Origin of the sequence: Achromobacter sp. ESBL13 (assembly GCF_036668755.1) — a bacterium.
GTDB lineage: Bacteria > Pseudomonadota > Gammaproteobacteria > Burkholderiales > Burkholderiaceae_B > Achromobacter.
Window position 1 is genome coordinate 191,131 of the sequence record NZ_JAZEVT010000002.1, and the last position, 23,045, is coordinate 214,175.

At 65.4% G+C, this 23,045-nt stretch carries 21 protein-coding genes; 14 read left to right on the forward strand and 7 right to left on the reverse strand.

The annotated features are described in order from the left end of the window. The first annotated feature begins 35 nt into the window (after nt 1-35). Nucleotides 36-1,109, forward strand: coding sequence for a hypothetical protein (locus tag V6F88_RS09620; RefSeq protein WP_332609149.1), 1,074 nt, complete (start codon nt 36-38; stop codon nt 1,107-1,109). On the opposite strand, the gene V6F88_RS09625 is transcribed toward V6F88_RS09620, so the two are convergent. Both V6F88_RS09625 and V6F88_RS09630 read right to left on the reverse strand, forming a co-directional pair. Further along, nucleotides 1,096-2,067 (reverse strand): Bug family tripartite tricarboxylate transporter substrate binding protein, encoded by a 972-nt coding sequence (locus V6F88_RS09625; protein WP_332609150.1) that lies wholly within the window; start codon nt 2,065-2,067, stop codon nt 1,096-1,098. The two genes, V6F88_RS09620 and V6F88_RS09625, sit on opposite strands and share 14 nt — an antisense overlap. Before the next feature lie 59 nt (nt 2,068-2,126). Beyond that, nucleotides 2,127-3,305, reverse strand: a complete 1,179-nt coding sequence (locus V6F88_RS09630) for a M20 aminoacylase family protein (protein WP_332609151.1) — start codon at nt 3,303-3,305, stop codon at nt 2,127-2,129. A 247-nt stretch (nt 3,306-3,552) separates the two neighbouring features. Here V6F88_RS09630 and V6F88_RS09635 point away from each other — a divergent pair, with 247 nt between their 5' ends. The 8 genes from V6F88_RS09635 (at nt 3,553) to V6F88_RS09670 (ending at nt 14,389) form a co-directional block, all read left to right on the forward strand. Further along, nucleotides 3,553-4,731, forward strand: coding sequence for an isovaleryl-CoA dehydrogenase (locus V6F88_RS09635; protein WP_332609152.1), 1,179 nt, complete (start codon nt 3,553-3,555; stop codon nt 4,729-4,731). A gap of 22 nt (nt 4,732-4,753) precedes the next feature. Next, the gene (gene aceK / locus V6F88_RS09640) at nt 4,754-6,673 is read left to right on the forward strand and encodes a bifunctional isocitrate dehydrogenase kinase/phosphatase (RefSeq protein ID WP_332609153.1); all 1,920 of its coding nucleotides are present in this window, start codon (nt 4,754-4,756) and stop codon (nt 6,671-6,673) included. Between the two features lie 2 nt (nt 6,674-6,675). Then, the gene (locus V6F88_RS09645; protein ID WP_046803956.1) at nt 6,676-7,857 is read left to right on the forward strand and encodes an acetyl-CoA C-acetyltransferase; all 1,182 of its coding nucleotides are present in this window, start codon (nt 6,676-6,678) and stop codon (nt 7,855-7,857) included. 214 nt (nt 7,858-8,071) lie between these two features. Further along, a complete protein-coding gene (locus tag V6F88_RS09650) occupies nt 8,072-9,679 on the forward strand; it encodes a carboxyl transferase domain-containing protein (RefSeq protein ID WP_332609154.1) in 1,608 nt (535 codons plus the stop codon). A gap of 77 nt (nt 9,680-9,756) precedes the next feature. Then, nucleotides 9,757-11,784 carry an acetyl/propionyl/methylcrotonyl-CoA carboxylase subunit alpha gene (locus tag V6F88_RS09655; protein ID WP_332609156.1) on the forward strand — a complete coding sequence of 676 codons (2,028 nt, stop codon included), beginning with the start codon at nt 9,757-9,759 and terminating at the stop codon, nt 11,782-11,784. A gap of 251 nt (nt 11,785-12,035) precedes the next feature. Next, on the forward strand, nt 12,036-13,271 hold the full coding sequence (locus V6F88_RS09660) for an MFS transporter (protein WP_332609157.1): 1,236 nt from the start codon (nt 12,036-12,038) through the stop codon (nt 13,269-13,271). A gap of 62 nt (nt 13,272-13,333) precedes the next feature. Beyond that, the gene (locus V6F88_RS09665; protein WP_332609158.1) at nt 13,334-13,708 is read left to right on the forward strand and encodes a glutaredoxin family protein; all 375 of its coding nucleotides are present in this window, start codon (nt 13,334-13,336) and stop codon (nt 13,706-13,708) included. Nucleotides 13,709-13,837: 129 nt separating this feature from the next. After that, nucleotides 13,838-14,389, forward strand: coding sequence for a type 1 glutamine amidotransferase domain-containing protein (locus V6F88_RS09670; protein ID WP_332609159.1), 552 nt, complete (start codon nt 13,838-13,840; stop codon nt 14,387-14,389). A gap of 89 nt (nt 14,390-14,478) precedes the next feature. Here V6F88_RS09670 and V6F88_RS09675 read toward each other — a convergent pair whose 3' ends face one another. Both V6F88_RS09675 and V6F88_RS09680 read right to left on the reverse strand, forming a co-directional pair. After that, nucleotides 14,479-15,093 (reverse strand): ABC transporter ATP-binding protein, encoded by a 615-nt coding sequence (locus V6F88_RS09675; RefSeq protein ID WP_332609160.1) that lies wholly within the window; start codon nt 15,091-15,093, stop codon nt 14,479-14,481. A gap of 199 nt (nt 15,094-15,292) precedes the next feature. Beyond that, a complete protein-coding gene (locus V6F88_RS09680) occupies nt 15,293-16,183 on the reverse strand; it encodes a LysR family transcriptional regulator (RefSeq protein ID WP_332609161.1) in 891 nt (296 codons plus the stop codon). A 226-nt stretch (nt 16,184-16,409) separates the two neighbouring features. Here V6F88_RS09680 and V6F88_RS09685 point away from each other — a divergent pair, with 226 nt between their 5' ends. The 5 genes from V6F88_RS09685 to V6F88_RS09705 all read left to right on the forward strand — a co-directional run bounded on the left by V6F88_RS09685 (nt 16,410) and on the right by V6F88_RS09705 (nt 20,786). After that, the gene (locus V6F88_RS09685; RefSeq protein ID WP_442880303.1) at nt 16,410-17,462 is read left to right on the forward strand and encodes an alpha/beta hydrolase; all 1,053 of its coding nucleotides are present in this window, start codon (nt 16,410-16,412) and stop codon (nt 17,460-17,462) included. Nucleotides 17,463-17,569: 107 nt separating this feature from the next. After that, the gene (locus tag V6F88_RS09690; protein WP_332610231.1) at nt 17,570-18,706 is read left to right on the forward strand and encodes an MFS transporter; all 1,137 of its coding nucleotides are present in this window, start codon (nt 17,570-17,572) and stop codon (nt 18,704-18,706) included. 203 nt (nt 18,707-18,909) lie between these two features. Next, a complete protein-coding gene (locus tag V6F88_RS09695; protein WP_332609163.1) occupies nt 18,910-19,317 on the forward strand; it encodes an ASCH domain-containing protein in 408 nt (135 codons plus the stop codon). Between the two features lie 91 nt (nt 19,318-19,408). Continuing rightward, nucleotides 19,409-20,284 carry a leucine-rich repeat domain-containing protein gene (locus V6F88_RS09700; RefSeq protein ID WP_332609164.1) on the forward strand — a complete coding sequence of 292 codons (876 nt, stop codon included), beginning with the start codon at nt 19,409-19,411 and terminating at the stop codon, nt 20,282-20,284. 49 nt (nt 20,285-20,333) lie between these two features. Further along, nucleotides 20,334-20,786, forward strand: a complete 453-nt coding sequence (locus V6F88_RS09705; protein WP_332609165.1) for a hypothetical protein — start codon at nt 20,334-20,336, stop codon at nt 20,784-20,786. 227 nt (nt 20,787-21,013) lie between these two features. On the opposite strand, the gene V6F88_RS09710 is transcribed toward V6F88_RS09705, so the two are convergent. From V6F88_RS09710 to V6F88_RS09720, 3 genes are all read right to left on the reverse strand, one after another. Beyond that, entirely contained in the window at nt 21,014-21,544 is a 531-nt protein-coding gene (locus tag V6F88_RS09710; RefSeq protein WP_332609166.1) for a hypothetical protein, read from the reverse strand. Between the two features lie 155 nt (nt 21,545-21,699). After that, on the reverse strand, nt 21,700-22,689 hold the full coding sequence (locus V6F88_RS09715) for an NAD(P)H-quinone oxidoreductase (protein ID WP_332609167.1): 990 nt from the start codon (nt 22,687-22,689) through the stop codon (nt 21,700-21,702). Beyond that, nucleotides 22,686-23,036, reverse strand: coding sequence for a carboxymuconolactone decarboxylase family protein (locus V6F88_RS09720; RefSeq protein WP_332609169.1), 351 nt, complete (start codon nt 23,034-23,036; stop codon nt 22,686-22,688). Before V6F88_RS09720 ends, V6F88_RS09715 begins: the two co-directional genes overlap by 4 nt. Nucleotides 23,037-23,045 lie beyond the last annotated feature (9 nt).

Genomic DNA, 23,045 nt, shown 5'->3' on the forward strand with positions numbered 1-23,045 from the left:
GGTCAATGGCGGTGTCTCTGGCAACAGGATTCCTCATGCACACGAAGCCCCAACACCCCATCCTCGACCGCCAACCGCAATTGCGCATCGCCGCCGATGCGGCCGGCTTTGAATGCCTGGATACGCATTGGCGGGGCTTGTCGGCGATGTACCGTTTTCAATGCAACGTGGGCCACCAATTCCAGCGGACGCTGCAAACTTTCGGCCGCGCGCTGCAAGTCAAGTGCCCGCTATGCGCGGCCGGCGCCAACTTCGCCCGCCTGGGCGAACTGGCGCAGAAGAATGGGGTCACGTGCCTGGAACCCCACTGGCTGGGCTGGGATGTACCGCATCGTTTTCAATGCGACGCCGGCCACGCCTGGAACCGCAAGGGCAACAAAGCGCTGCAACGTGTCGGTTGCGCCGTGTGTGGGCGCGACGCGGGCTACCGACGCCGGCGCGACGACCTGCTTGGGCGTATCCACAAGACCGCGGTCGCGCGCGGCGGACAGTGCCTGGATACCGCCAGCCCGCGCGGGCAAAAGAGCTTCCAATTCCGCTGCGGCGCGGGGCACGAATGGGAGGCGGCGGGTGCGGATGTGCTGCGTCGAACCTGGTGCCCGGAATGCGCGCGCCTGCGCAAGGTCGAAGGCTATCGGCATCCCGACGGCCTGGCGCGGCTGCAACGCAAGGCCAAAGAGCGCGGCGGCCTGTGCCTGTCGGATGCCTATCGCGGGCTGGGCGTGCGGTATCGATTCCGCTGCGCCGACGGCCACGAATGGCTGACCACCGGCGGCAAGGTTCTGCTGGGCAGTTGGTGCGGCGTGTGCGCCAACCTGAACAAGCGGCTGGGCATCGAAGCCGCGCATCAGGCGGCCCGCGATCGCGGTGGCGAATGCCTCACGTCCGTGTATTTGAACACCACCCGGAAGATGCACTGGCTATGCCATCGCGGCCACGATTGGCACGCGCCGTTCGCGTCGATTCGCGCGGGCCATTGGTGCGCGCAATGCGCCCACATGGCCCGCATCACCAACGCCAAATCGCTGGCCGCCATGCGTTATCGGGTGATGGGGCTGCCGGTGGACGACCGCGGGCTGCCCCACAAGCCACGGCTTAATCGGCCTTGATATTGCCCTCTTTGATCAGGCGGGCGTTGTTGGTGAATTCCGCCTGCACCTGCTTGGCGAAGGCTTCGCCGGTCGCGGTGCCGGGTTGCAGATACGACTTGGCCAGCAGGTCCTGGAAATCAGCGCTGGCCACCGCGCGCGTCAGCGCGGCCAGCAGCGGCTGGGACACGGTGGGCGGCAGGTTGGCGGGCGCGAACACGCCAAAGTTCGAGTAGTACTGCGCTTGCGGCAACTTCAGTTCGGCCATCGTCGGCACGTCGGGCCATGCGGCCAGGCGTTGCGGCGCCATCACCGCCAGCGGCTTCAACGCGCCGTTGGCCACGTGCGGCAGCACCACGTCGCTATTGACCACCAGCAATTCCACCACGCCGCCCAGCCCGTCGGTCAGCGCCTGGCTGTTGCCGCGATAGGGCACATGCAGCATCTGCGTGCCGGTCTGCTTGGTGACGGCGGCCATGCCGATATGCGCCACCGTACCCTGGCCCGGCGTGCCGTAACGCACGCCTTCCGGATGCGACTTGGCGTAGTCGATCAAGCCCGCAAAGTCCTTGACCGGCAGGGCCTTGGTGGCAACGATGGCCACGGGTGCGACGGCCACGCTGGCCACCGGCGTCAGGTCCTTCATCGGGTCGTAGTTGGTCTTGGCCAGATGCGGGAAGATCGTCAGCGGGCTGGTCGATGCCAGCAGCAGCGTCGTGCCGTCCGGCTGCGAGCGCGCAACGAAGTCGGTGCCCACCGAGGCGCCCGCGCCCGGCTTGTTTTCAACGATGACGGTTACGTTGGCTTCCTTGCGCAGCACGTCGCCCAAACGGCGTCCGATGGCGTCCGCGCTACCGCCCGCCGTGTACGGCACCACCAACGTGATGGGTTTGGCGGGCCAGCCTTGGGCCATGGCGCCGCTTGCCACGATTGCCAGGGCCGCCCCCGCGGCCTTGATCAGCAAAGTCTTCTTTTTCATATTGTCCTGGTGATGTTGCGTAGCACTGCGTGAGGTAAAGCGTCAGGCGGACCAGCCCGTCAGGCCGTCAGATAGCGTTGCGCCAGGCGAACCCAGTACGACGCGCCCGCCGGTATCAACGAATCATTGAAGTCATAGCTGGCGTTGTGCAACATGCACGGGCCCAGGCCGTGGCCGGCCATGCGGTGTTCGCCGTCGCCATTGCCCAGGAAGACGTAGCAACCCGGCTTTTCCTGCAACAGGAACGCGAAATCTTCCGATGCCATGGCGGGCTCGATCGTCAGCGCGCGGTCGTCGCCGACCACATCGCGCATGACCTGCATGCAAAATTCCGTTTCGGCCACGGTGTTGACCAGTGCCGGGTAGCGGCGTTCGAAGAACACGTCAGCTTCGCAGCCATGCGCGGCGGCGATGTTGCCGGCAATTTCGTTCATGCGGCGTTCGATCAGGTCGACGACCTCGGTGCGATACGCGCGCACCGAGCCGCCCAGCCAGGCCGTGTTCGGAATGACGTTGATGACGCTGCCGCCGGCCTGCACCTGCGTGATCGACAGCACGGCCGCGTCCAGCGGGCGCTTGCTGCGGGTCAGGATGGTTTGTAGCGCCTGGCCGATGGCGAACAGGGCAGGCACCGGGTCATTGCAATCCTGCGGCGCGGCGGCGTGGCCGCCCTTGCCCTTGACGGTGATCTTGAAACCATTGGCCGCCGCCATCATGGGGCCGGCGCACACGCCGAACGACCCGGCCGGCAGGCCCGGCCAGTTGTGCATGCCGAACACGGCTTCACAGGGGAAGCGCGTGAACAGACCGTCCTGGATCATGGCGCGGCCGCCCGCACCGCCTTCCTCGGCGGGTTGGAAGCACAGGTACACGGTGCCATCAAAGCCGCCGGCCGCCTGCAAGTGCCGCGCCGCCGCCAGCAGCATGGCGGTGTGGCCGTCGTGGCCGCAACCGTGCATCTTGCCGTCATGGCGCGAGCGGTGTTCAAACTGGTTTTCTTCCTGCATGGGCAGGGCGTCCATGTCGGCGCGCAACATGATGGCCCGGTCCGACGTGCCACGCTTGATCACGCCCACCACGCCGGTCTTGGCGATGCCCGTATGCGTCTCGATGCCCCAGCCACGCAGCGTGTCCGCCACTACTTTGGCGGTTCGGTGCTCTTCGTAGCAAAGCTCCGGGTGCATATGGATATCGCGCCGCAGCGCCACAATTTCGTCCAGATTGGATAGTTCAAGCACGGCACACTCCGCTTCGATCAGGCTAATTCGGGGGACAGAGGCGAATAGTAAACAGCGTTCTTCCCCATGAAAGCGGCAATTTCCTAGGGATTACCCGACTCCAATTTACGTTTACGTAAACGTAATATTTGCGGTGCATCATTGCGCGGCGACACCGGATCGGCGCATGATGAGCCACACGATGGCGGCGCGGCGCAGGCCACAGGCGCTCATAAGAATGTAAGCACCCACTATCACGGAGACATCGATGAACCTTCCCGGCCTGAACTTCGACCTGGGCGAAGACCTGGACATGCTGCGCGACGCCGTGCGTAATTTTGCGCAGGCCGAGATCGCTCCGCGCGCTGCCGAGGTGGATCGCAGCGACCAGTTTCCGATGGACCTCTGGCGCAAATTCGGTGAGCTTGGCGTGCTGGGCATGACGGCCGACGAAGAATATGGCGGCGCCAACATGGGCTATCTGGCCCACATGGTGGTGATGGAAGAAATCTCGCGCGCCAGCGCCTCGGTCGGCTTGTCGTACGGCGCGCATTCGAACCTGTGCGTGAACCAGATCAACCGCAACGGCACCACGGCGCAAAAGGCCAAGTACCTGCCCAAGCTGATCTCCGGCGAACACGTGGGCGCCTTGGCCATGAGCGAACCGGGCGCCGGCTCGGACGTGGTCAGCATGAAGCTGCGCGCCGACAAGAAGGGCGACCGCTACGTGTTGAACGGCACCAAGATGTGGATCACCAACGGTCCCGACGCCGACACGCTGGTGGTCTACGCCAAGACCGACCCCGAGGCCCACCAGCGCGGCATCACCGCCTTCCTGGTCGAAAAGGGCTTCAAGGGTTTCTCGGTGGCGCAAAAGCTGGACAAGCTGGGCATGCGCGGGAGCCACACGGGTGAACTCGTGTTCCAGGACTGCGAGATCCCCGAAGAAAACGTGCTGGGCCAGGTCAACGGCGGCGTCAAGGTGCTGATGAGCGGGCTGGACTACGAACGCGCCGTCTTGTCCGGCGGACCGCTGGGCATCATGCAGGCCGTGATGGACGTGGTCGTGCCCTACATCCATGACCGCAAGCAATTCGGCCAGGCCATCGGCGAATTCCAGTTGATCCAGGGCAAGGTGGCAGACCTGTACACCACGCTGCAAGCCAGCCGCGCGTTTTGCTACCAGGTGGGCAAGAACCTGGACAAGCTGGGCACAGAACACGTGCGCCAGGTACGCAAGGACTGCGCCGCATTGATCCTGTACACGGCCGAGAAGGCCACATGGATGGCGGGCGAGGGCGTGCAGATCCTGGGCGGCAACGGCTACATCAACGAATATCCGGTGGGGCGCCTGTGGCGCGACGCCAAGCTGTATGAAATTGGCGCGGGCACCAGCGAAATCCGCCGCATGCTGATCGGCCGCGAACTGTTCAACGAAACCGCCTGACACGCCGGCCGAGCGCCCCGCCATGATCCGCATGTCCGACGTCCAGCATATCGAGCAGGCCCCCGCCCCGGGGCCCTCGGCGCTGGACGTGGCGCGGATCATCCTGGCCGGTTTCGACCGCCACTACGCGCTGTTTCGCTACAGCGCGCAACGGGCCAAGGCGTTGTTCGAATCGGGCGACTGGCATGGCATCCAGCACCTGTCGCGCGAACGCATCGAGTACTACGACATGCGTGTGCGCGAATGCGCCACGCAGCTGGAAGGGGTGCTGCGCGGCCGCCCGGAAGGCGCGCTGAACGACATCCCCGGCCACAACGGCAACGCCAACGGCAACGGCGCGGCCGTACCCGCCCTGACCGACGCGCAGACCGCCTACTGGCAACAGATCAAGCAGGAATTCGTGGGCCTGCTGGGCGACCACAAGCAGCCCGAATGCGCCGAGACCTTCTTCAATTCCGTCTCGTGCCGCCTGTTGCACCGCGACTATTTCCATAACGACTTCCTGTTCGTGCGGCCCGCGGTTGCGACCGACTACCTGGACAGCAGCACCCCGTCGTACCGGGTGTACTACCCGGCGACCGACGGCCTGGAAAAAAGCCTGATCCGCATGGTGGCCGACTTCGGCCTGGCGCTGCCTTTCGAAGACCTGCCGCGCGATACGCGCATGCTGGCGCGCGCCGCCGTCGCGCAATTGCGCACGCTGCTGCCCCGCCATGTGGGTCGGCGCATCGCCAGCGATTGCCAGATCCATGCGCTGGGCTCGCTGTTCTTTCGCAACAAGGGCGCCTACATCGTCGGCCGCCTGATCAACCAGACCACCGTCTACCCCTTTGCCGTGGCGCTGACGCGCAACCCGGCCGGCCAGGTCACGCTGGACGCGCTGCTGCTGGGCGCCGACGACCTGAGCACGCTGTTCAGCTTCACACGCGCCTATTTCCTGGTGGACATGGAAACGCCCGCCGCCGTGGTGAACTTCCTGGCCAGCCTGTTGCCGCGCAAGCCCAAGGCCGAGCTCTACACCATGATCGGCCTGCAAAAGCAGGGCAAGACGCTGTTCTACCGTGACTTCCTGCATCACCTGGCCCATTCGCGCGACGCCTTCGACATCGCGCCCGGCATCAAGGGCATGGTGATGTGCGTCTTCACGCTGCCGTCCTATCCCTATGTGTTCAAGCTCATCAAGGACCGCATCGATAAAGACGGCATGGACCACGCCACCGTGCGGCGCAAGTACCAGATGGTCAAGCTGCATGACCGCGTGGGCCGCATGGCCGATACCTGGGAGTATTCACAGGTGGCATTGCCGCGCAGCCGTTTTGCGCCCGCCTTGCTGGACGAACTGCGCCGCCTGGTGCCCAGCCTGATCGAAGAAACGGCCGACACGGTCGTCATCCGCCACGTCTACATCGAACGGCGGATGACGCCGCTCAATATCTATCTGCGCCAGGCGTCCGACGCCTTGCTGGACCCGGCCGTGCGCGAATACGGCGATGCCATCCGTCAGTTGGCCGCCGCCAATATCTTCCCCGGCGACATGCTTTACAAGAACTTCGGCGTGACGCGCCTGGGCCGCGTCGTCTTTTATGACTACGACGAAATCCAGCGCATGACCGAGATGAATTTCCGGCGCATCCCGCCGGCCCCCAACGAAGAAGCGGAAATGGCGTCCGAACCCTGGTACGCCATCGGACCGAACGACGTATTCCCCGAAGAATTCGGCCGCTTCCTGCTGGGCGACGCGCGCGTGCGCGGCGCCTTCATGCGTCACCATGCCGACCTGCTGGAACCGGACTGGTGGCAGGCCTGCCGCGCCCAAGTGGCGCAGGGCCGTATTGAAGAATTTTTCCCTTACGATACGGACAGACGCCTGCGTCCGGCACGCCTTTCTGGCGACCGCGCAGCGCCGACACCCAGACGCTGTCCCGACCCCCACAGGAGTTAGTCATGTCAGATCCCATCGTTATCGTTTCCATCGCCCGCACCCCCATGGGCGGCATGCTGGGCAGCCTGTCCGGCCTGGCCGCGCATGAGCTGGGTTCGGTGGCCATCAAGGCCGCCATCGAACGCGCCGGCATCAAGCCGGACCAGGTCGACGAAGTCATCATGGGCAACGTGCTGCAAGCCGGCCAGGGCCAGGCGCCCGCGCGCCAGGCCGCGCTGGGTGCCGGCCTGCCGCTGGGCGTGGCATGCACCACGATCCACAAGGTGTGCGGTTCAGGCCTGAAGGCAGCCATGTTCGGCCACGACCTGTTGGCGGCGGGCAGCGCGCAGGTGGTGGTGGCGGGCGGCCAGGAAAGCATGAGCAACGCGCCGTACCTGTTGCTCAAGGCGCGCCAGGGCTACCGCTTCGGCCACAACACCGTGTATGACCACATGGCGCTGGACGGCCTGGAAGATGCCTACGACAAGGGCAAGGCCATGGGCGTGTTCGCCGAAGACTGCGCGGCCAAGTATGAATTCACGCGTGAACAGCAGGATGCTTTCTCGCTGGAATCGCTGCGCCGCGCCCGCGCCGCCACCGAAGACGGTAGCTTCAAGTGGGAAATCGCGCCCGTCACCGTTGCCGGCCGCAAGGGCGACACGGTGATCGACACCGACGAAGCCCCCACCAAGGCCATGCCGGAAAAGATCCCGACGCTCAAGCCCGCCTTCAAGAAAGACGGCACCATCACCGCCGCCAACTCGTCGTCGATTTCCGACGGCGCGGCCGCCATGGTGCTGATGCGCGCGTCCACCGCCGAAAAACTCGGCGTCAAACCGCTGGCCCGCATCGTTGGCCACAGCCAGCATTCACAAGAGCCGGGCTGGTTCACCACCGCGCCGGTCGGCGCGCTGAAGAACCTGTTCGCCAAGACGGGCTGGAAGGCCGAGGACGTGGACCTGTACGAAATTAACGAAGCCTTCGCGGTGGTCACCATGGCCGCCATGAACGACTTCAAGCTGCCGCACGACAAGGTCAACGTCCATGGCGGCGCGACCGCCCTGGGCCACCCGATCGGCGCATCGGGCGCGCGCCTGATGGCCACGCTGGTCGGCGCATTGCGCAAGACCGGCGGCAAGCGCGGCGTTGCCACGCTGTGCATCGGCGGCGGTGAAGCCGTGGCGATGGCTATCGAAATGGTCTAAGCCGGTACCTGGAAGACGGACGCGTTCCGTCTTCCAGCCTGGTTTTTCGCTGCGCCTGTCGACAAGGCTTGCGGGCGCGACGGCAAGCCGCGCGCGCCGGGAAAGGCGCAACGAAAACCCATTTGACAAGAATGCCCGGCCCACCGGGAAGCAGAGACAAACCGCTCGACCAGAGCGCCTTCAAATTCCAATCACGCAGGACGGGTGGAACCCCATGCCCATCATCGAATCCCGCATCAATCCGCGGTCGCAGGACTACACCGATAACGCGCGCGCCATGCAGGCGCAGCTGGATGATCTGAATCAGAAACTGGCGCAGACCGCGCTGGGCGGCAGCGAAGCCGCGCGCGCCAAGCACGTGGCGCGCGGCAAGCTGCTGCCACGCGACCGCGTCGAAAACCTGATCGATCCGGGCACCCCGTTTCTGGAGCTGTCGCCCATGGCGGCGCATGGCATGTACGACGGCGACGCGCCCGGCGCGGGCGTCATCACCGGCATCGGCCGTGTGTCCGGCACCGAATGCGTCATCGTCTGCAACGACGCCACGGTCAAGGGCGGCACCTACTACCCAATGACCGTCAAGAAGCATTTGCGGGCCCAGGAAATCGCGGCGCAAAATCATCTGCCCTGCGTCTACCTGGTGGATTCCGGCGGCGCCAACCTGCCGCAGCAAGACGAAGTGTTCCCCGACCGCGAACACTTCGGCCGCATCTTCTACAACCAGGCGCAGATGTCCGCTCAGGGCATTTCGCAGATCGCCGTGGTGATGGGCTCGTGCACCGCCGGCGGCGCCTACGTGCCCGCCATGAGCGATGAATCCATCATCGTGAAGAACCAGGGCACCATTTTCCTGGGCGGCCCGCCGCTGGTGAAGGCGGCCACGGGCGAAGAAGTCAGCGCCGAGGACCTGGGCGGCGGCGACGTGCACACGCGCCTGTCCGGCGTGGTGGACCACCTGGCCGCCAACGACATGCACGCGCTGCAACTGGCGCGCAACGCCGTCGCGCGGCTTAATCGCAAGAAGCCCGCGCAACTGGCCACCATCGCGCCGCGCGATCCGCGCTACGACCCCAGCGAACTGAACGGCATCATTCCCGCCGACACGCGCAAGCCCTATGACGTGCGCGAAGTCATCGCGCGCATCGTGGACGGCTCGGAGTTCGACGAATTCAAGGCGCGCTTCGGCCCCACGCTGGTGACCGGCTTTGCACATATCCAGGGCATGCCCGTGGGCATCGTCGCCAACAACGGCATCCTGTTTTCAGAGTCGGCACAAAAGGGCGCGCACTTTATCGAACTGTGCGCACAGCGCAAGATACCGCTGGTGTTCCTGCAGAACATCACCGGCTTCATGGTCGGCCGCAAATATGAAAACGAAGGCATTGCGCGCCATGGCGCCAAGATGGTGACGGCGGTGGCCACCGCCGCCGTGCCCAAGTTCACCGTGCTGATCGGCGGCTCGTTCGGCGCCGGCAACTACGGCATGTGCGGCCGCGCCTATTCCCCGCGCATGCTGTTCATGTGGCCCAACGCGCGCATCTCGGTCATGGGCGGCGAGCAGGCCGCCAGCGTCCTGGCCACCGTCAAGCGCGATGGCATCGAAGCGCGTGGCGGCCAGTGGTCCGCCGACGAAGAAGCCGCGTTCAAGGCCCCCATCCGCGAACAGTACGAACACGAAGGCCATCCGTACTACGCCACCGCGCGCCTCTGGGACGACGGCATCATTGCGCCCGCCGACACGCGCCGCGTGCTGGGCCTGGCGTTGTCCGCCGCGTTGAACGCGCCCATTGAAGACACGCGTTTCGGCGTCTTCCGCATGTAGGGCATCGGCCCCGATCGCGCCCCTACCGCAGCGCCAGCGCTTGCAGTTCAAGAAGAATTACAGCCAGGATGACATTCATGTTCGACACTTTGCTGATTGCCAATCGCGGCGAGATCGCCTGCCGCGTCGCCGCCACCGCCCGCCGCATGGGCATCCGCACCGTCGCCGTGTATTCGGACGCGGACGCCAACGCGCGCCACGTGGCCGCTTGCGATCAAGCCGTTTACATCGGCGGATCGGAACCGCGCGCCAGCTATCTGCGGGCCGACGCCATCCTGCAAGCCGCGCGCGACACGGGCGCGGGCGCCATCCACCCGGGATACGGCTTTCTGTCGGAAAACGAAGCCTTTGCCGAAGCCGCTGAAAAGGCCGGCATCGCGTTCGTGGGCCCGCCGGCATCCGCCATTGCCGCCATGGGCAGCAAGTCGGCCGCCAAGTCGTTGATGGAAAAAGCCGGCGTTCCGCTGGTGCCCGGCTATCACGGCGACAACCAGGACCCGCAATTCCTGAAAGCGCAGGCCGACGGCATCGGCTACCCCGTGCTGATCAAGGCCAGCGCGGGCGGCGGCGGCAAGGGCATGCGCGTCGTGGAATCTTCCGGTGCATTCCTGGACGCGCTGGCCTCGTGCCAACGCGAAGCGGCATCCAGTTTTGGCGATGACCGCGTGCTGATCGAACGCTATCTGCAAAAACCGCGCCACATTGAAATCCAGGTGTTCGCGGACACGCAGGGCAATTGCGTCTACCTGTTCGAACGCGATTGCTCCGTGCAGCGCCGCCACCAGAAAGTCATCGAGGAAGCCCCCGCCCCCGGCATGACCGAAGAACGCCGCCGCGCCATGGGCGAAGCCGCCGTGGCCGCCGCGCGCGCGGTGGGCTATGTGGGCGCGGGCACGGTGGAATTCATCGCCGAGCCCGACGGCCGCTTCTACTTCATGGAAATGAACACGCGGCTGCAAGTCGAACACCCGGTCACGGAAATGATCACGGGCCACGACCTGGTGGAATGGCAGCTGCGCGTGGCCGCCGGCCAGCCGCTGCCGGCGCGCCAGGAAGACCTGCGCATCAACGGCCACGCCATCGAGGCCCGCATCTACGCCGAGAACCCTGAAAAGGGCTTCCTGCCGTCAATCGGCACGTTGGCCTACCTGGGCCTGCCCCCGCACACCGCGTTTGCCAACGCCGACATCCGCGTCGATGGCGGCGTGCGCACGGGCGACACGATCACGCCGTTCTATGACCCCATGATCGCCAAGCTGATCGTGCACGGCGCCGACCGCGACCAGGCCCGCCAGCGCATGCTTCAAGCATTGGCGCAAACGCAGGCCGTGGGCGTGCAGACCAACGTGGCCTTCCTGTCGCGGCTGATGAAAGACGCCGCGTTTGCCGCCGCCGACCTGGACACCGGCCTGATCGAACGCCAGCGCGCCACGCTGCTGCCCGAACCGCAGCCAGCCGACCCCGCCACGCTGGCGCTGGCATCGGCCGCCGTGCTGGTGCGGCAGGGCCTGGCCCAGCCGAACGCAAGCTCTGCCGGAAAAGGCCCCGCCGACCCTTGGGACGCACGCGACGGCTGGCGCCTGGGCGGCCAGTATCAGCGTCACCTGCAATGGGTGGACAACGGCGAGACGCGCCGCGTCACCGTTGCGCGCCAGGGCGGCGCCTGGACGCTGGACACCGGCGCGGGGCCGCAGCCATTCCTGTGGCGCGCGCACGCCAGCGCGAATCCCAATCTGGCCTACGGACTGCGCATTACGCTGGCCGGCCATGAAAACGCCGGCACCGTCGTGCTGCATGCCGACCGCGCCCACGTCTTTGGCGACAACGGCGTGCACGTGCTGGAACTGTACGACCCGCTGGCACACGCGCAGGACACGCAGGGCGAGCATGCCGGCGGCCTGACCGCGCCGATGCCGGGCAAGATCATCTCGATCTCGGTCAAGGCGGGCGACACCGTTGAAAAGGGCCAGCCACTTCTGGTGATGGAAGCCATGAAAATGGAGCACACGATTTCCGCGCCCGCCGACGGCAAGGTGGAAGAAGTGTTCTACGGCGTGGGCGACCAGGTCACCGAGGGCGCCGAGCTGGTGTCGATCGGCGCGTAAGCAAGAGTCGCCGCTCGCGGTCGCGGAGGGGTGGCGCGGAGTGGTGGCGCGGAGTGGTGGCGCGGACGGGCGGCGCGATGTCGCTAAGCAGTTTCCCGATGGCAACCCCGTCGGCATGGCCATCGCGGCGCGCTCTGCCGCAATGACCCGCCGCGCATCGCCCCGCCGGCTGGCGCTTTAGTTTCGCGTCAGCCGGCTGTCACTAGAATGTGCCTTCCGGCGCCGCCCGCGCGCCTGCCGCGCACGCTGTCATGCCCGCCCCCGATTCCCCCAGTCCGCTTACCCGCCCGCCATTCCTGCACTTCCTGTTCGCCCGCGTCAGCGCTTCGCTGGCGTTCCAGATCGTCTCGGTAGCGGTCGGCTGGCAGATCTACGCGCTGTCCGGCAGCGCCATGGACCTGGGCTTGATCGGCCTGGCCCAGTTCCTGCCCATGGCCGCGCTGACGTTGGTGGTGGGCCACGTGGCCGACCGCTACGACCGCCGCAAGATCGTTGCCCTGTGCATGGCCATGGAAACGCTGGCGACCCTGGTGCTGGCCATTGCCGCGCTGCATGGCGTGGGCGGCAAGACGCTGATCTACGCCACCATCATCATCATGAGTTCGGCGCGCGCCTTCGAGGCCCCCACCTTGTCCACGCTGATCCCCGCCGTGGTGCCGCGCGTATGGTTGCCGCGCGCCACGGCACTATCTTCATCGGGCGGGCAGATCGCCCAGATCGCCGGCCCCGCGTTGGGCGGCATCGGCTACAGCCTGGGCGCGGGGTGGATCTATTGCGTGGCGGCGGCGTTGTACCTGACGGCATTCGCGTCCATTGCCACGCTGGTCATCGAACGCGCGCCGCCGCGCAAGGAGCCCACGACCTGGCACACACTGTTTGCCGGCATCACCTTCATCTTTCAACGCCGCCTGCTGCTGGGCACCTTATCGCTGGATCTGTTTGCCGTGCTGCTGGGCGGCGCAACGGCCTTGCTGCCGCTGTTCGCCAAAGACATCCTGAATGCCGGGCCGTGGGCCTTGGGCGCCTTGCGCGCCGCACCCGCGTGCGGCGCGGCCTTGATGTCCTTGACGCTGGCGCGCTTAAGCCTGGGCGACAACGTGGGGCGCCTGCTGTTCGGTTCGCTGATCGTGTTCGGGTTGGCGACGACCGTATTTGGCTTGTCCACGTCGATTCCGTTGTCCGTGGTGGCCCTGGTCGTGCTGGGCGCGGCCGATTCGGTCAGCGTCGTAGTGCGGTCCTCCCTGGTGCAGCTGAACACACCCGACCACATGCTGGGCCGCGTCAGCGCGGTAAACACCTTGTTTATCGGCGCGTCGAACCAGCTGGGCGAATTCGAATCCGGTTTGACGGCCGAGCTGTTCGGCGCGGTGCCCGCCGTGGTGCTGGGCGGCTTGGGCACGATTGCGGTTGCCGGGCTGTGGATGCGCTGGTTCCCGGAATTACGAAGGCTCAAGACCCTGCACGGCCACGAATCGGCGCGGACCTAAAGGCGGCGCGCGGCGAAAGAGTAGACTGACCGCCTCTTTCCTTCGTTTCGAGTCCCCCATCCATGCTAGTCAAAGCCCTGCGTGTCGGCCTGGGTCAACTGATCGTGATTGGCGACGCGCTGACTCGTCCGCGCCCGCAACAGCGATCCGCCCAAGGCCAGGCCACCGTCAACGCGGAAGCCGCCGCGCTGTCGCTCTATCAATTCCACGCTTGCCCCTTCTGCGTGAAGACGCGGCGCGCCATGCACCGCCTGAACGTGCCGGTAACGCTGCACGACGCCAAGAACGACCCGCAGGCGCGTGAACAACTGCTGGCTGGCGGCGGCAAGGTCAAGGTGCCTTGCCTGCGTATCGAAGAAGCCGGCGGCACGCGCTGGATGTATGAATCCAGCGAGATCATTGCCTACCTGGACAAGCGTTTCGCCAACGTGGCCTGAGCGGACTCCGCCGGATATCCCCCTGTCCACCCGCGCTCTCGGCATGGCACTTGCTGCGCCAGCGACTCGGCGGGTGTGGCCCCGGCCCGCCGCGTGTCGCTCGCGCGGGGCCCCGCACAGGGAGCAATCATGGCAACACTTAACGACATGACCATCGCCATTCTGGCCGTGGATGGTTTCGAACAGGTAGAACTGACCGGTCCGCGCGACCGTCTGCAAGCAGAAGGCGCGCGCACCGTGTTGATATCGGCCCGCAGTGAGCCGATCCAAGGCATGCATCACGACAAACCCGGCGACCGCTTTCCCGTGGACCTGACGTTCACGCAGGCCGAAGCGGAACCCTCGGTGTTTGACGGACTGCTGTTGCCCGGCGGCGTGATGAACGGGGACGAGATCCGCATGCATCCCAAGGCGCAGGACTTTGTGCGCGCCATGTTGGACGCAGGCAAACCCGTGGCCGTCATCTGCCACGGGCCGTGGCTGCTGGTGTCCGCGAACGTGGTGCGCGGCCGCACCATGACCAGCTGGCCGTCGCTACAGGACGACCTGCGCAACGCCGGCGCCAACTGGGTGGATCAGGAAGTGGTGGTGGACGGCACGCTGGTATCCAGCCGCAAACCCGACGACATCCCCGCATTCAGCAAGGCATTCATCGAGGTCTTGCAGGCGGCCAAGCGCTGATGTGTTTTTAGGAGCGAGGCGGGTGGCGGCCGGTGATGAACCATCAACAGTCGGCAATCAACCGGCAACGGCCAGCAACCCCTTGCTGCCTAGCGCAGATCGGCGACGTCAAGCATGCGCGCGTTGCAGGCTTGCACCAGTTCGGGGTCGTGGCTGGCAAACAGCACGACGCGGTCGCGCGCCCACGTTTGAAACACGTCGGCCAGCACCCCGCGCGCCTGGGCGTCCAGGCCGTTGCTGGCGCCGTCCGCGACAATAACGGCCGGCTCGCCCAGCGCGGCAGCCGTCAGATACACCTTGCGGCGCGTGCCGGTGGACATCTGCTCGAAGCGTTTGTCCAGATGCGGTTCCAGCCCCAGGCGCGATGCCAGATCCAGCACGCCGTCGTCCAGGCTGACATTTTTTTGAGCCGCCGCCTTCAACAGGAATTCGCGTCCGGTCTGCATGGGAAATTCCAGGCAGTTGTCCGGCACATAGGCCACGCGCAACCGGGCTTGCTGCGGCGCAAGCCGAAGGGAATGCCCGTCTATCCAGACGTCGCCGTCATCAGGCGGGATCACGCCAGCGATGATGCCCAGCAGGCTGGATTTTCCGGTGCTGTCTTCTTCGCACAGCGCCATGCAGCCGGGCTCGAATGTATGAGTCAGGCCTTGGAATACGACGTAGTCGCCGTAGCGCTTGCTGAGGTTGTCGATGCGTAGCATGGCGGGAAGTTTGCCAGAGGAACAGGCGTTCGACCAGAGGTCTGCACGGCGCGTATCGGCGGCAGTGGGCGGACGCCAAGTTCGCTTGCCGACGCCGGTCGGCACCCTGCGCCGGCGCCGGACCGTAGCGACGCGGCTGGTCGGCTGGCGTTGATCGGCCTGAGCATCAAGCTGGCGGCGGATGTGCGCCGATCACGCATCACCCGCGTCGCAGCGCCTTCAACACGAGGGAAAACGCCGGCGAGGGCTGCCGGCGGCTGGGATAGTAAAGGTGATAGCCGGTGAACGTCGGGCACCAGTCTTCCAGCACGCGCACCAGTTCGCCGGCTTCGATATGCGGCATCAGCTCGTCTTCCGGCAGCAGGGCCAGGCCCAGCCCCGCCAGCGCCGCGTCCACCTGCGGCGGTGCGGTGTTGAAGATCAGCTGCCCATCCACGCGCACATTCACCTGACGGCCGCGTCGCTCAAAGTCCCACACATACAAACCGCCAGAGGTCGGCATGCGCTGATTGATGCACTGGTGCGCGGTCAGGTCGTCGGGCGTCAACGGTATCGCATGCCGGGCAAAGTAGTCGGGCGAGCCCACCACCGCCATGCGCAACACCGGCCCGATCGGCACGGCGATCATGTCTTTGTCGATGGTGCTACCCAGGCGCACGCCCGCATCGAAGCGGTCCGCAACGATATCGCGCAGCCCATAGCTGACGTCGAACTCGACATTGATTTCGGGATAGTCGCGCAGCACGGGCGCCAGCCGGGGCAACAGCACGGACCGCAAGATGTGATCGCCGCAGGTGATGCGCACCGTGCCGGCGGGCTTGTCGCGCAGTTCAGTCAGCGCATCCAGCTCGGCTTCGATTTCGTCAAAGCGGTGGCCAATGGCCTGCATCAGCCGCTCGCCGGCCGGCGTGGGCGACACGCTGCGCGTGGTGCGCGTCAGCAGCCGGATTTGCAGCCGTTCTTCCAGGCCGCGCACCGCCTGGCTTAACGCCGATTGCGTCACGCCCAGCGTGCCCGCCGCGCGCGTGAAGCTGCGTTCCCGCGCCACGGTAACAAAGGCCAGCAGATCGTTCAGGTTGCGTTTCGCCATGCGCGCGGCTCGTTTGATTTACTAGCCCGGCTAATAAGGCAATTAAGGATTCATTACCTAGTCTAGCTTATCGCTCATCTTCAAAATGGCGACCATCCCGTCCATTCCCGTGAAGCAAGCCGCCATGCAAGCGTCCGACCCCTTTGAAACCACCGCCGTCGACCCGGCTAGTCAACCCGATGCCAACCGCCGCACCTTGCTAAAGGCCGCGGGCATCGGCACCGGCATGGCAGCGCTCGGGGCGTTGTCGTCCACCGGCACCGCCGCGTGGGCCGCTGCCGCGCAACCGGCAGGCGCAACGCCCGAAGGCGCCGATAACTTCTACACCAGCGACCGCGTCACGGTCCAGAAGGTGACGTTCAGGAACCAATACCAGATGGAGGTGGCTGGCAACCTGTTCACCCCCAAAGATCTGGACCGCCGCAAAAAAGCGCCCGCGATTGTGGTCGGCCACCCCATGGGCGCCGTCAAGGAACAAAGCGCAAACCTGTATGCCACCAAGATGGCAGAGCAGGGCTTCGTCACGTTGTCTTTGGACCTGTCGTTCTGGGGCGCAAGCGCGGGCCAGCCGCGCAACGCCGTATCGCCGGACATCTACGCCGAAGACTTCAGCGCGGCGGTGGACTTCCTGCGGGCGCAACCCCTGGTTGATCGGGACAATGTCGGCGCCATCGGCGTTTGCGGAAGCGGCAGCTTCGTCATCAGCGCGGCCAAGATCGACCCGCGCATCAAAGCCATTGCCACGGTCAGCATGTACGACATGGGCGCCGCCAACCGCCACGCGTTGAACCGCACGCTGACGCCCGCGCAACGCCAGGCCATCATTGCCGACGCCGCGCAACAGCGCGATGTGGAATTCGCCGGTGGCGAACGAAAGTACACCAGCGGCAGCGTGCATCAGCTGACTGCCGATTCGACGCCTGTGGACCGCGAGTTCTACGACTTCTACCGCACGCCGCGTGGGCAATTCACGCCCGCCGGCTCATCACCCGCGTTGACGACGCACCCCACGCTGACCAGCAATGTCAAGTTCATGAACTTCTATCCGTTCAACGACATTGAAACGATTTCGCCCCGCCCGCTGCTGTTGATCACCGGCGACCAGGCGCATTCGCGCGAGTTCAGCGAAGACGCCTATCGCCGGGCCGCCGAGCCCAAGACCCTGCACATCGTTCCCGGTGCCGGCCATGTCGACCTTTACGACCGCGTCACGCTGATTCCGTGGGCGACGTTGAACGCATTCTTCGACAAGCACCTGGGGCGCGTGGAGGCGTCATGACCACATCCACGCAGCAGGCCACGGCGGCCGGCAAGCCGGAACACGACGCACCCCGCAGTCGGCACGTCGGCCCCGATGCGCCCGCGCATTGGGGCGGCGTCTTCGCGATGACGTTGTGTGTCTTTGCGCTGATCGCCTCGGAATTCATGCCGGTCAGCCTGCTGACCCTGATCGCCACCGACCTACAAGTCAGCGAAGGGCTGGCGGGGCAGGGCATTGCCATTTCGGGCGCGTTCGCGGTGCTGACCAGCCTGTCCATCGGAAGACTGGCCGGCAGCATGAACCGCAAGACGCTGTTGCTGGGTTTGACGGCATTGATGGCCGTCTCTGGCGCCACCGTGGCGCTGGCGCCGAATTACCCGGTGTACATGGTGGGCCGCGCGCTGATCGGCGTGGTCATCGGCGGCTTCTGGTCGATGTCGGCTGCGACCGCCATGCGCCTGGTGCCGGCGCGCCAGGTGCCGCGCGCCTTGGCCATCTTCAACGGCGGCAATGCGCTGGCCACCGTCGTGGCGCCACCGCTGGGCAGCTACCTGGCGGCGGCGATAGGGTGGCGCGGCGCCTTCCTGTGCCTGGTTCCGGTGGCGGCACTGGCGCTGGCGTGGCAATGGGTCAGCCTGCCCGCCATGCAAGCCGAGCCGCCCGCGCGAGCGTCGGGCAACGCATTCACGCTGCTCAAGCGCCCCTTCGTTGCGCTGGCCATGGCCGCTTGCGGTGCGTTCTTCATGGGGCAATTCGCGCTGTTCACATACTTGCGGCCTTTCCTGGAAACCGTCACGCACGTGGGCGTGTCGTCGTTGTCGCTGGTCTTGCTGGCCATTGGCGTGGCGGGCGTCGTGGGCACCGGCCTGATTGGCACGGTCCTCAGAAAGGGCCTGTATCCGCCGCTGATCGTCATCCCCGTGTTGATGGCGGTCATCGCCTTGGCGCTGATCCCGTTCGGCGCCTCGCTGACCGAGGTCGCGATACTCTTGGGCTTGTGGGGGCTGCTGGCCACTGCCGCGCCCGTCGGCTGGTGGAGTTGGGTCGCACAAGCCATGCCCCGGTCCGCCGAAGCCGCGGGCGGTTTGATGGTGGCGGTGATCCAGCTGTCCATCGCGCTGGGGTCGACGATAGGGGGGCTGCTGTTCGACCACAGCGGGTATCGAAGCACCTTTGCAGTCAGCGCCGTGGTGCTGCTGGTGGCGGCGATGCTGGCCACCCTGACGTCACGGTCGCACGCGCGTGCGGCGGCAGGCGCGTAGGGGCTGGGCGGTGGCTGGGCGGCCTCTGGGCGGTGGCAGGTAATGGGCATGCCGGCGGGTCACCGCTCGCCCGCATCAAAGTCACTAGAATGCCATCATCACGTTTCAGTCTCGTACTCGGCCCGCGTTGAAAAGTGGCGCCTGGCCGTGGACCGCACAACGTCCATCCCCGACCCGAATCAGGTGCAGCACCCATGCCAACCATGAAACCACCCGCCCCCTTTGAAGACGCCGTGACGTTTCAATTCGGCGATTCGCCGGAACTTGCCGACGCCTTGCTGGCCCTTGTGCTGGCCGGAACCAAGACCGCCACTTGCGGCGCGCTTGACCACTTTGGCGACGAAGAGCCCGTACCCCAAGCGGGCCGGCGCGATGTCGTGCTGGACGGCCAGGGCCGCCCCGCCTGCGTCATCGAGACGACCGGCGTATTGATCCAGCGCTTTGACCAGGTCGACGAAGCGTTCGCCGTCGCCGAAGGCGAAGGCCCGTACCCGGTCTGGCGCGACGAACACATTGCCTACTTCGAACGCAATGGCGGTTACTCGCCGGACATGATGCTGGTGTGCGAGCGCTTTCGCGTCGTTCACGTTTTTGACAGGTCGGCCCCTTAAGGTCCAAAGAGCCCAGGCCGCGCTACACATGGGTGATCGCGGCCTTGATTCGCCTCGTAAACTGGCGATCCAAATTCCATTGGAAAACCGCATGTCGCCCATCCCGTTTTCGACGCCCCTGCCCGGTCGGGATCAGACTTGGCGCTTCATGCATAGCCGCCAGTCCGCGCACTTTCCCGGCGACGATGCGCGCATCGTGTTCTACGATGCGCCACCGGACGAGGCCACGCTGGCCCAGATCACAGACGTGCACCTGTGGGCGCCGCACGAAGATCCCCTGCAAGGCCTGCCCGAGCTCATCGCCCGGCTGCCTTCGCTGGTCCATTTGTCGATTGGACCGGGCGTCATCCTGCCCAGCGTCGTAAAGGGGCTGCGCGCCGATATGCTGCCCGCCAGCCTGCGCCACTTGTCCATGCATCCCCAATCGGGCACCTATACCTGGCAGGCGGGTCCGATGCCCCGCCTGGAATCCCTGACCGTCGGCGCAACGCTGCGCTTGGACCCACAGGACTTCCCCGCGTTGATATCGCTATCGGCCATTCCCGATCGGCGCGGCGCGTTGGTGGATAGCGCGTTGCAGCTGGCGTTGAAAGAACTGAACCTGTGGAACGTGCCGTTCGATTCGTCGCTGTTCAATCGCCTGGCGCCGCTGCCGCTGGTCGCGCTTGGCCTGTTGGGTGGGCGGACCCTGACAACGCTATCCGGCATTGAACAGCTGCCCGGCCTGCGTTCGCTGCGTCTGAAGAACCTTCCCTTGCTCGATACGATCGGCCCGATCGCGACCCTTGCCAAGTTGGAATTTCTGAACATCCAGTACTGCGCGCGGATTGCGGATATCAGCGTACTGGCAACGTTGCGACGTTTGCAGGAACTGACCTTGGTTGGCTGCGGCAATGTGGGTTTGGGCCAGCTGGAACACACGTTGCGCGCTTCGTTGCGGCGCGCGAATATCGCTGCTACACGGTAACTACGGTGCCACTTCATGGCACTTCATGGCGTTTCAGGAGATCAAGGATATGCACTGCAATCGCAAGGCGTGGGCAAGCTGGCAACGATCGGGCCGCCTGGCATTGACGTTGGGTATTGCCGCATTGCTGGGCGCTTGTTCTATGTCCTCCGGCATGTGCGACGCGTTAGGTCCCAGCACAAGCGCGTCGATCGCAGTGCCGCAAAACGCATCCGTTGATGCGGTGTTCGCCTGCATCGATCAGGCAAGCGTCTCCGGCAAAGACCATAGTGCGCTGTTCGACAGCGGCTACGCCATCCGCGACACGCAATCCGGCGTGCTGGAGTCAAAAAATTACAGCACGCCCAACACCGGCGGCTTCCGTCTGCGGGCCGAGGTCTCAAAGAAGACGTCCACCCTGAATCTGTCTTTGCGCGGCGCGGGCGCTTATTGCACGGACCTGGGCGTGGACAAGGAAATGGCCCGGCTGACTTCCGACATCAGCAGCTGCCTTGAGCGGTAATTCCCGATGTCCGTTCAACGTACGCCTGTGCTGCTTGCCGCGCTGACGCTGCCGCCCGTGGTTGGCGCGTAAGCCCCGTCCAGCGTTTCCGCCTGGACGCCACCAGCCCCGCCACATGCGGCTTTTCGGGGTGGACCACCAACCTGAAGCCCGAAATACCGATGCGCGCCGAGGCGTCCGCCGAGACGACGTGCGACATGCGTTCGGTGGATGAATGAACCACCCGGCTACAGCGACTCCAGCTGCCTGGGGTCGAACGCCCATTGATGCGTCTTGTTGTCCGCACACTGAATGACCGTCTTGCTGCGCTTCTGTGGCCCGATGTCTTTCAGCTTGATTTCCGCATTGCAGACGGGGCAGCTTCCGCCCATCGTGGTGAGGTAGACCCGCCCCGACTTATCGGCTTCGAAGTTAAGCAAGCCGGCAAGCCGTACAAACCGCTTCTTCATCAGACCATGGCCGATCAGAAACGCAATCGCGCTGGGCACAACAAACCAGAACCACCACACGCCCCACTTGAAAGCCACTTCGCCAATGGTGACGGCCAGCCCCGCCGCGCCAAACGCGGTAAGCCATCCCCGCTGTAGCGAACGGCCCGCCAGCGCGATGGGTATGACGTCCATGCGAACGAGCTGCGGCCGATCCCAGCCGCCCTCCTGCGAGAGCGGTTTTTGATACGCGGGCGCAGTCAGCTCCTTTTCCACATCGAAGCCACCCAAGGGCGGCGGCGCCTGCTTGGCGTCCGACAAGCCAGACAAGGTTTTGCTGCATTCGTCGCAAAGACGGCCCCGACCGCGATGCGCCGCCCCACAAGTTTGACAATGCACGCGCGTTCTCTCGTGAATGATGACGACGGGCAAAAGAATACAACCGATTGGCGCGCCACGGCCCCGCGCGCGCCATCGCTGTGGCCCTACGCCCCCATCGTCAAGATGATCTTCCCCACATTCTGAGACGATTCCATCCGGCGATGCGCGTCCGATGCGCGTTCAAGTGGATAGGTGCTGTCCACGACGGGAACCAGCCCGGCACCACTGGAAAAGCGGTCCAGCCAATGCTCGCGAAAGCGCTGCACCATCGCGTGCTTTTCGGCTTGTGGGCGCGACTTCATCACGGTGCCGAAAATTTGCAGGTGGCGATAGAGGATGTCCTCAAGAGCGATGTTGACCTGGCCTCCGCCGCCCAGGATGCCCACCTGAACCAGCCGCCCGCCGTTGGCCAGCGACGCGATATTGCGCGCGAAGTTGGGCGCGCCAATGAAGTCGATGACCACGTCCACGCCGCGCTTCGACGTCTGTTCGGCCACGACCCGCGCGTAGTCCTGCGTGCGATAGTCGATGACGCAATCGGCGCCCAGTTGCTGGACCTGCGCCAGCTTGCTGGCCTCGGCCGTGGCGTATACGGTGGCTCCCGTCGCCCTGGCAAGCTGCACTGCCGCAGAGCCGACACCGCCCGCCGCCGCGTGGATCAGCACGGAATCGCCGGCCTTCAAACGCCCAAGGTGCAACATGGCTTCGTGCGCGGTGACGAACACTTCGGGGATCGCGGCGGCATGCACGTAGTCCAGTGCGTCGGGAACGGGCAAAGCCATGCGCCAGTCCAGCCGCGCCACTTCCGCGTAGGCGCCGCCGCCCACCACGCCCATCACGCGGTCGCCCACCTTGAATCCACGCACGGCGCTTCCTGCTTGCAGCACGTCGCCCGCGATCTCCAGGCCCATGATGGTGGAGTCGCCAAAATCCGGGCGGCCATAGCCACCCCGGCGGTGCGTCAGGTCGGCGCGGTTCACGCCGGCGGCATGCACGCGGACGATAAGGTCATCGGGTCGCATTTCAGGCCGCGGAACGTCGGCCACTTCAAGCACGTCGGCCTCGCCAAACTGTTCAAAAGTAATCGCTTTCATTGCTTGTCCTTCGCGCCGCTTTCGGATGATGCGGCCAGTGTGTGTTGTGCAATCGCCGATGCGGTGATTGCTGCGGGAAAGCCGACATAGAACGCCAGGTGCGTGATGGCGGCCGCCAGCTCTTCGCGCGTCACGCCGTTACTGACGGCGCGGCGCAAATGCGCGGGCAGCTCGTCCGCGTGGCCGGCGGCAATCAGCGCGGCCACGGTGACCAGGCTGCGGTCTCGGGGCGCCAACGCGGGGTCGCCCCAGACGTCGGGGTAAAGCGTGTTGTCGACGAAGGCCGACAGCGTGGGCGTAAAGGCGCGCGCGGCCTCACGCGGCTGGCTGAAATCGATGTTGGACATGTGCTGTTC

Bases quoted from the DNA above. Each gene is read 5' to 3' on its own strand.
- V6F88_RS09695 (WP_332609163.1), top strand. From the start codon at position 18,910: ATGAAACCACCCGCCCCCTTTGAAGACGCCGTGACGTTTCAATTCGGC.
- aceK (WP_332609153.1), top strand. From the start codon at position 4,754: ATGATCCGCATGTCCGACGTCCAGCATATCGAGCAGGCCCCCGCCCCG.
- V6F88_RS09625 (WP_332609150.1), bottom strand. From the start codon at position 2,067: ATGAAAAAGAAGACTTTGCTGATCAAGGCCGCGGGGGCGGCCCTGGCA.
- V6F88_RS09675 (WP_332609160.1), bottom strand. From the start codon at position 15,093: ATGCTACGCATCGACAACCTCAGCAAGCGCTACGGCGACTACGTCGTA.
- V6F88_RS09705 (WP_332609165.1), top strand. From the start codon at position 20,334: ATGCACTGCAATCGCAAGGCGTGGGCAAGCTGGCAACGATCGGGCCGC.
- V6F88_RS09720 (WP_332609169.1), bottom strand. From the start codon at position 23,036: ATGTCCAACATCGATTTCAGCCAGCCGCGTGAGGCCGCGCGCGCCTTT.
- V6F88_RS09700 (WP_332609164.1), top strand. From the start codon at position 19,409: ATGTCGCCCATCCCGTTTTCGACGCCCCTGCCCGGTCGGGATCAGACT.
- V6F88_RS09715 (WP_332609167.1), bottom strand. From the start codon at position 22,689: ATGAAAGCGATTACTTTTGAACAGTTTGGCGAGGCCGACGTGCTTGAA.
- V6F88_RS09680 (WP_332609161.1), bottom strand. From the start codon at position 16,183: ATGGCGAAACGCAACCTGAACGATCTGCTGGCCTTTGTTACCGTGGCG.
- V6F88_RS09685 (WP_442880303.1), top strand. From the start codon at position 16,410: ATGGCAGCGCTCGGGGCGTTGTCGTCCACCGGCACCGCCGCGTGGGCC.
- V6F88_RS09660 (WP_332609157.1), top strand. From the start codon at position 12,036: ATGCCCGCCCCCGATTCCCCCAGTCCGCTTACCCGCCCGCCATTCCTG.
- V6F88_RS09620 (WP_332609149.1), top strand. From the start codon at position 36: ATGCACACGAAGCCCCAACACCCCATCCTCGACCGCCAACCGCAATTG.
- V6F88_RS09665 (WP_332609158.1), top strand. From the start codon at position 13,334: ATGCTAGTCAAAGCCCTGCGTGTCGGCCTGGGTCAACTGATCGTGATT.
- V6F88_RS09655 (WP_332609156.1), top strand. From the start codon at position 9,757: ATGTTCGACACTTTGCTGATTGCCAATCGCGGCGAGATCGCCTGCCGC.
- V6F88_RS09670 (WP_332609159.1), top strand. From the start codon at position 13,838: ATGGCAACACTTAACGACATGACCATCGCCATTCTGGCCGTGGATGGT.
- V6F88_RS09645 (WP_046803956.1), top strand. From the start codon at position 6,676: ATGTCAGATCCCATCGTTATCGTTTCCATCGCCCGCACCCCCATGGGC.
- V6F88_RS09690 (WP_332610231.1), top strand. From the start codon at position 17,570: ATGACGTTGTGTGTCTTTGCGCTGATCGCCTCGGAATTCATGCCGGTC.
- V6F88_RS09635 (WP_332609152.1), top strand. From the start codon at position 3,553: ATGAACCTTCCCGGCCTGAACTTCGACCTGGGCGAAGACCTGGACATG.
- V6F88_RS09650 (WP_332609154.1), top strand. From the start codon at position 8,072: ATGCCCATCATCGAATCCCGCATCAATCCGCGGTCGCAGGACTACACC.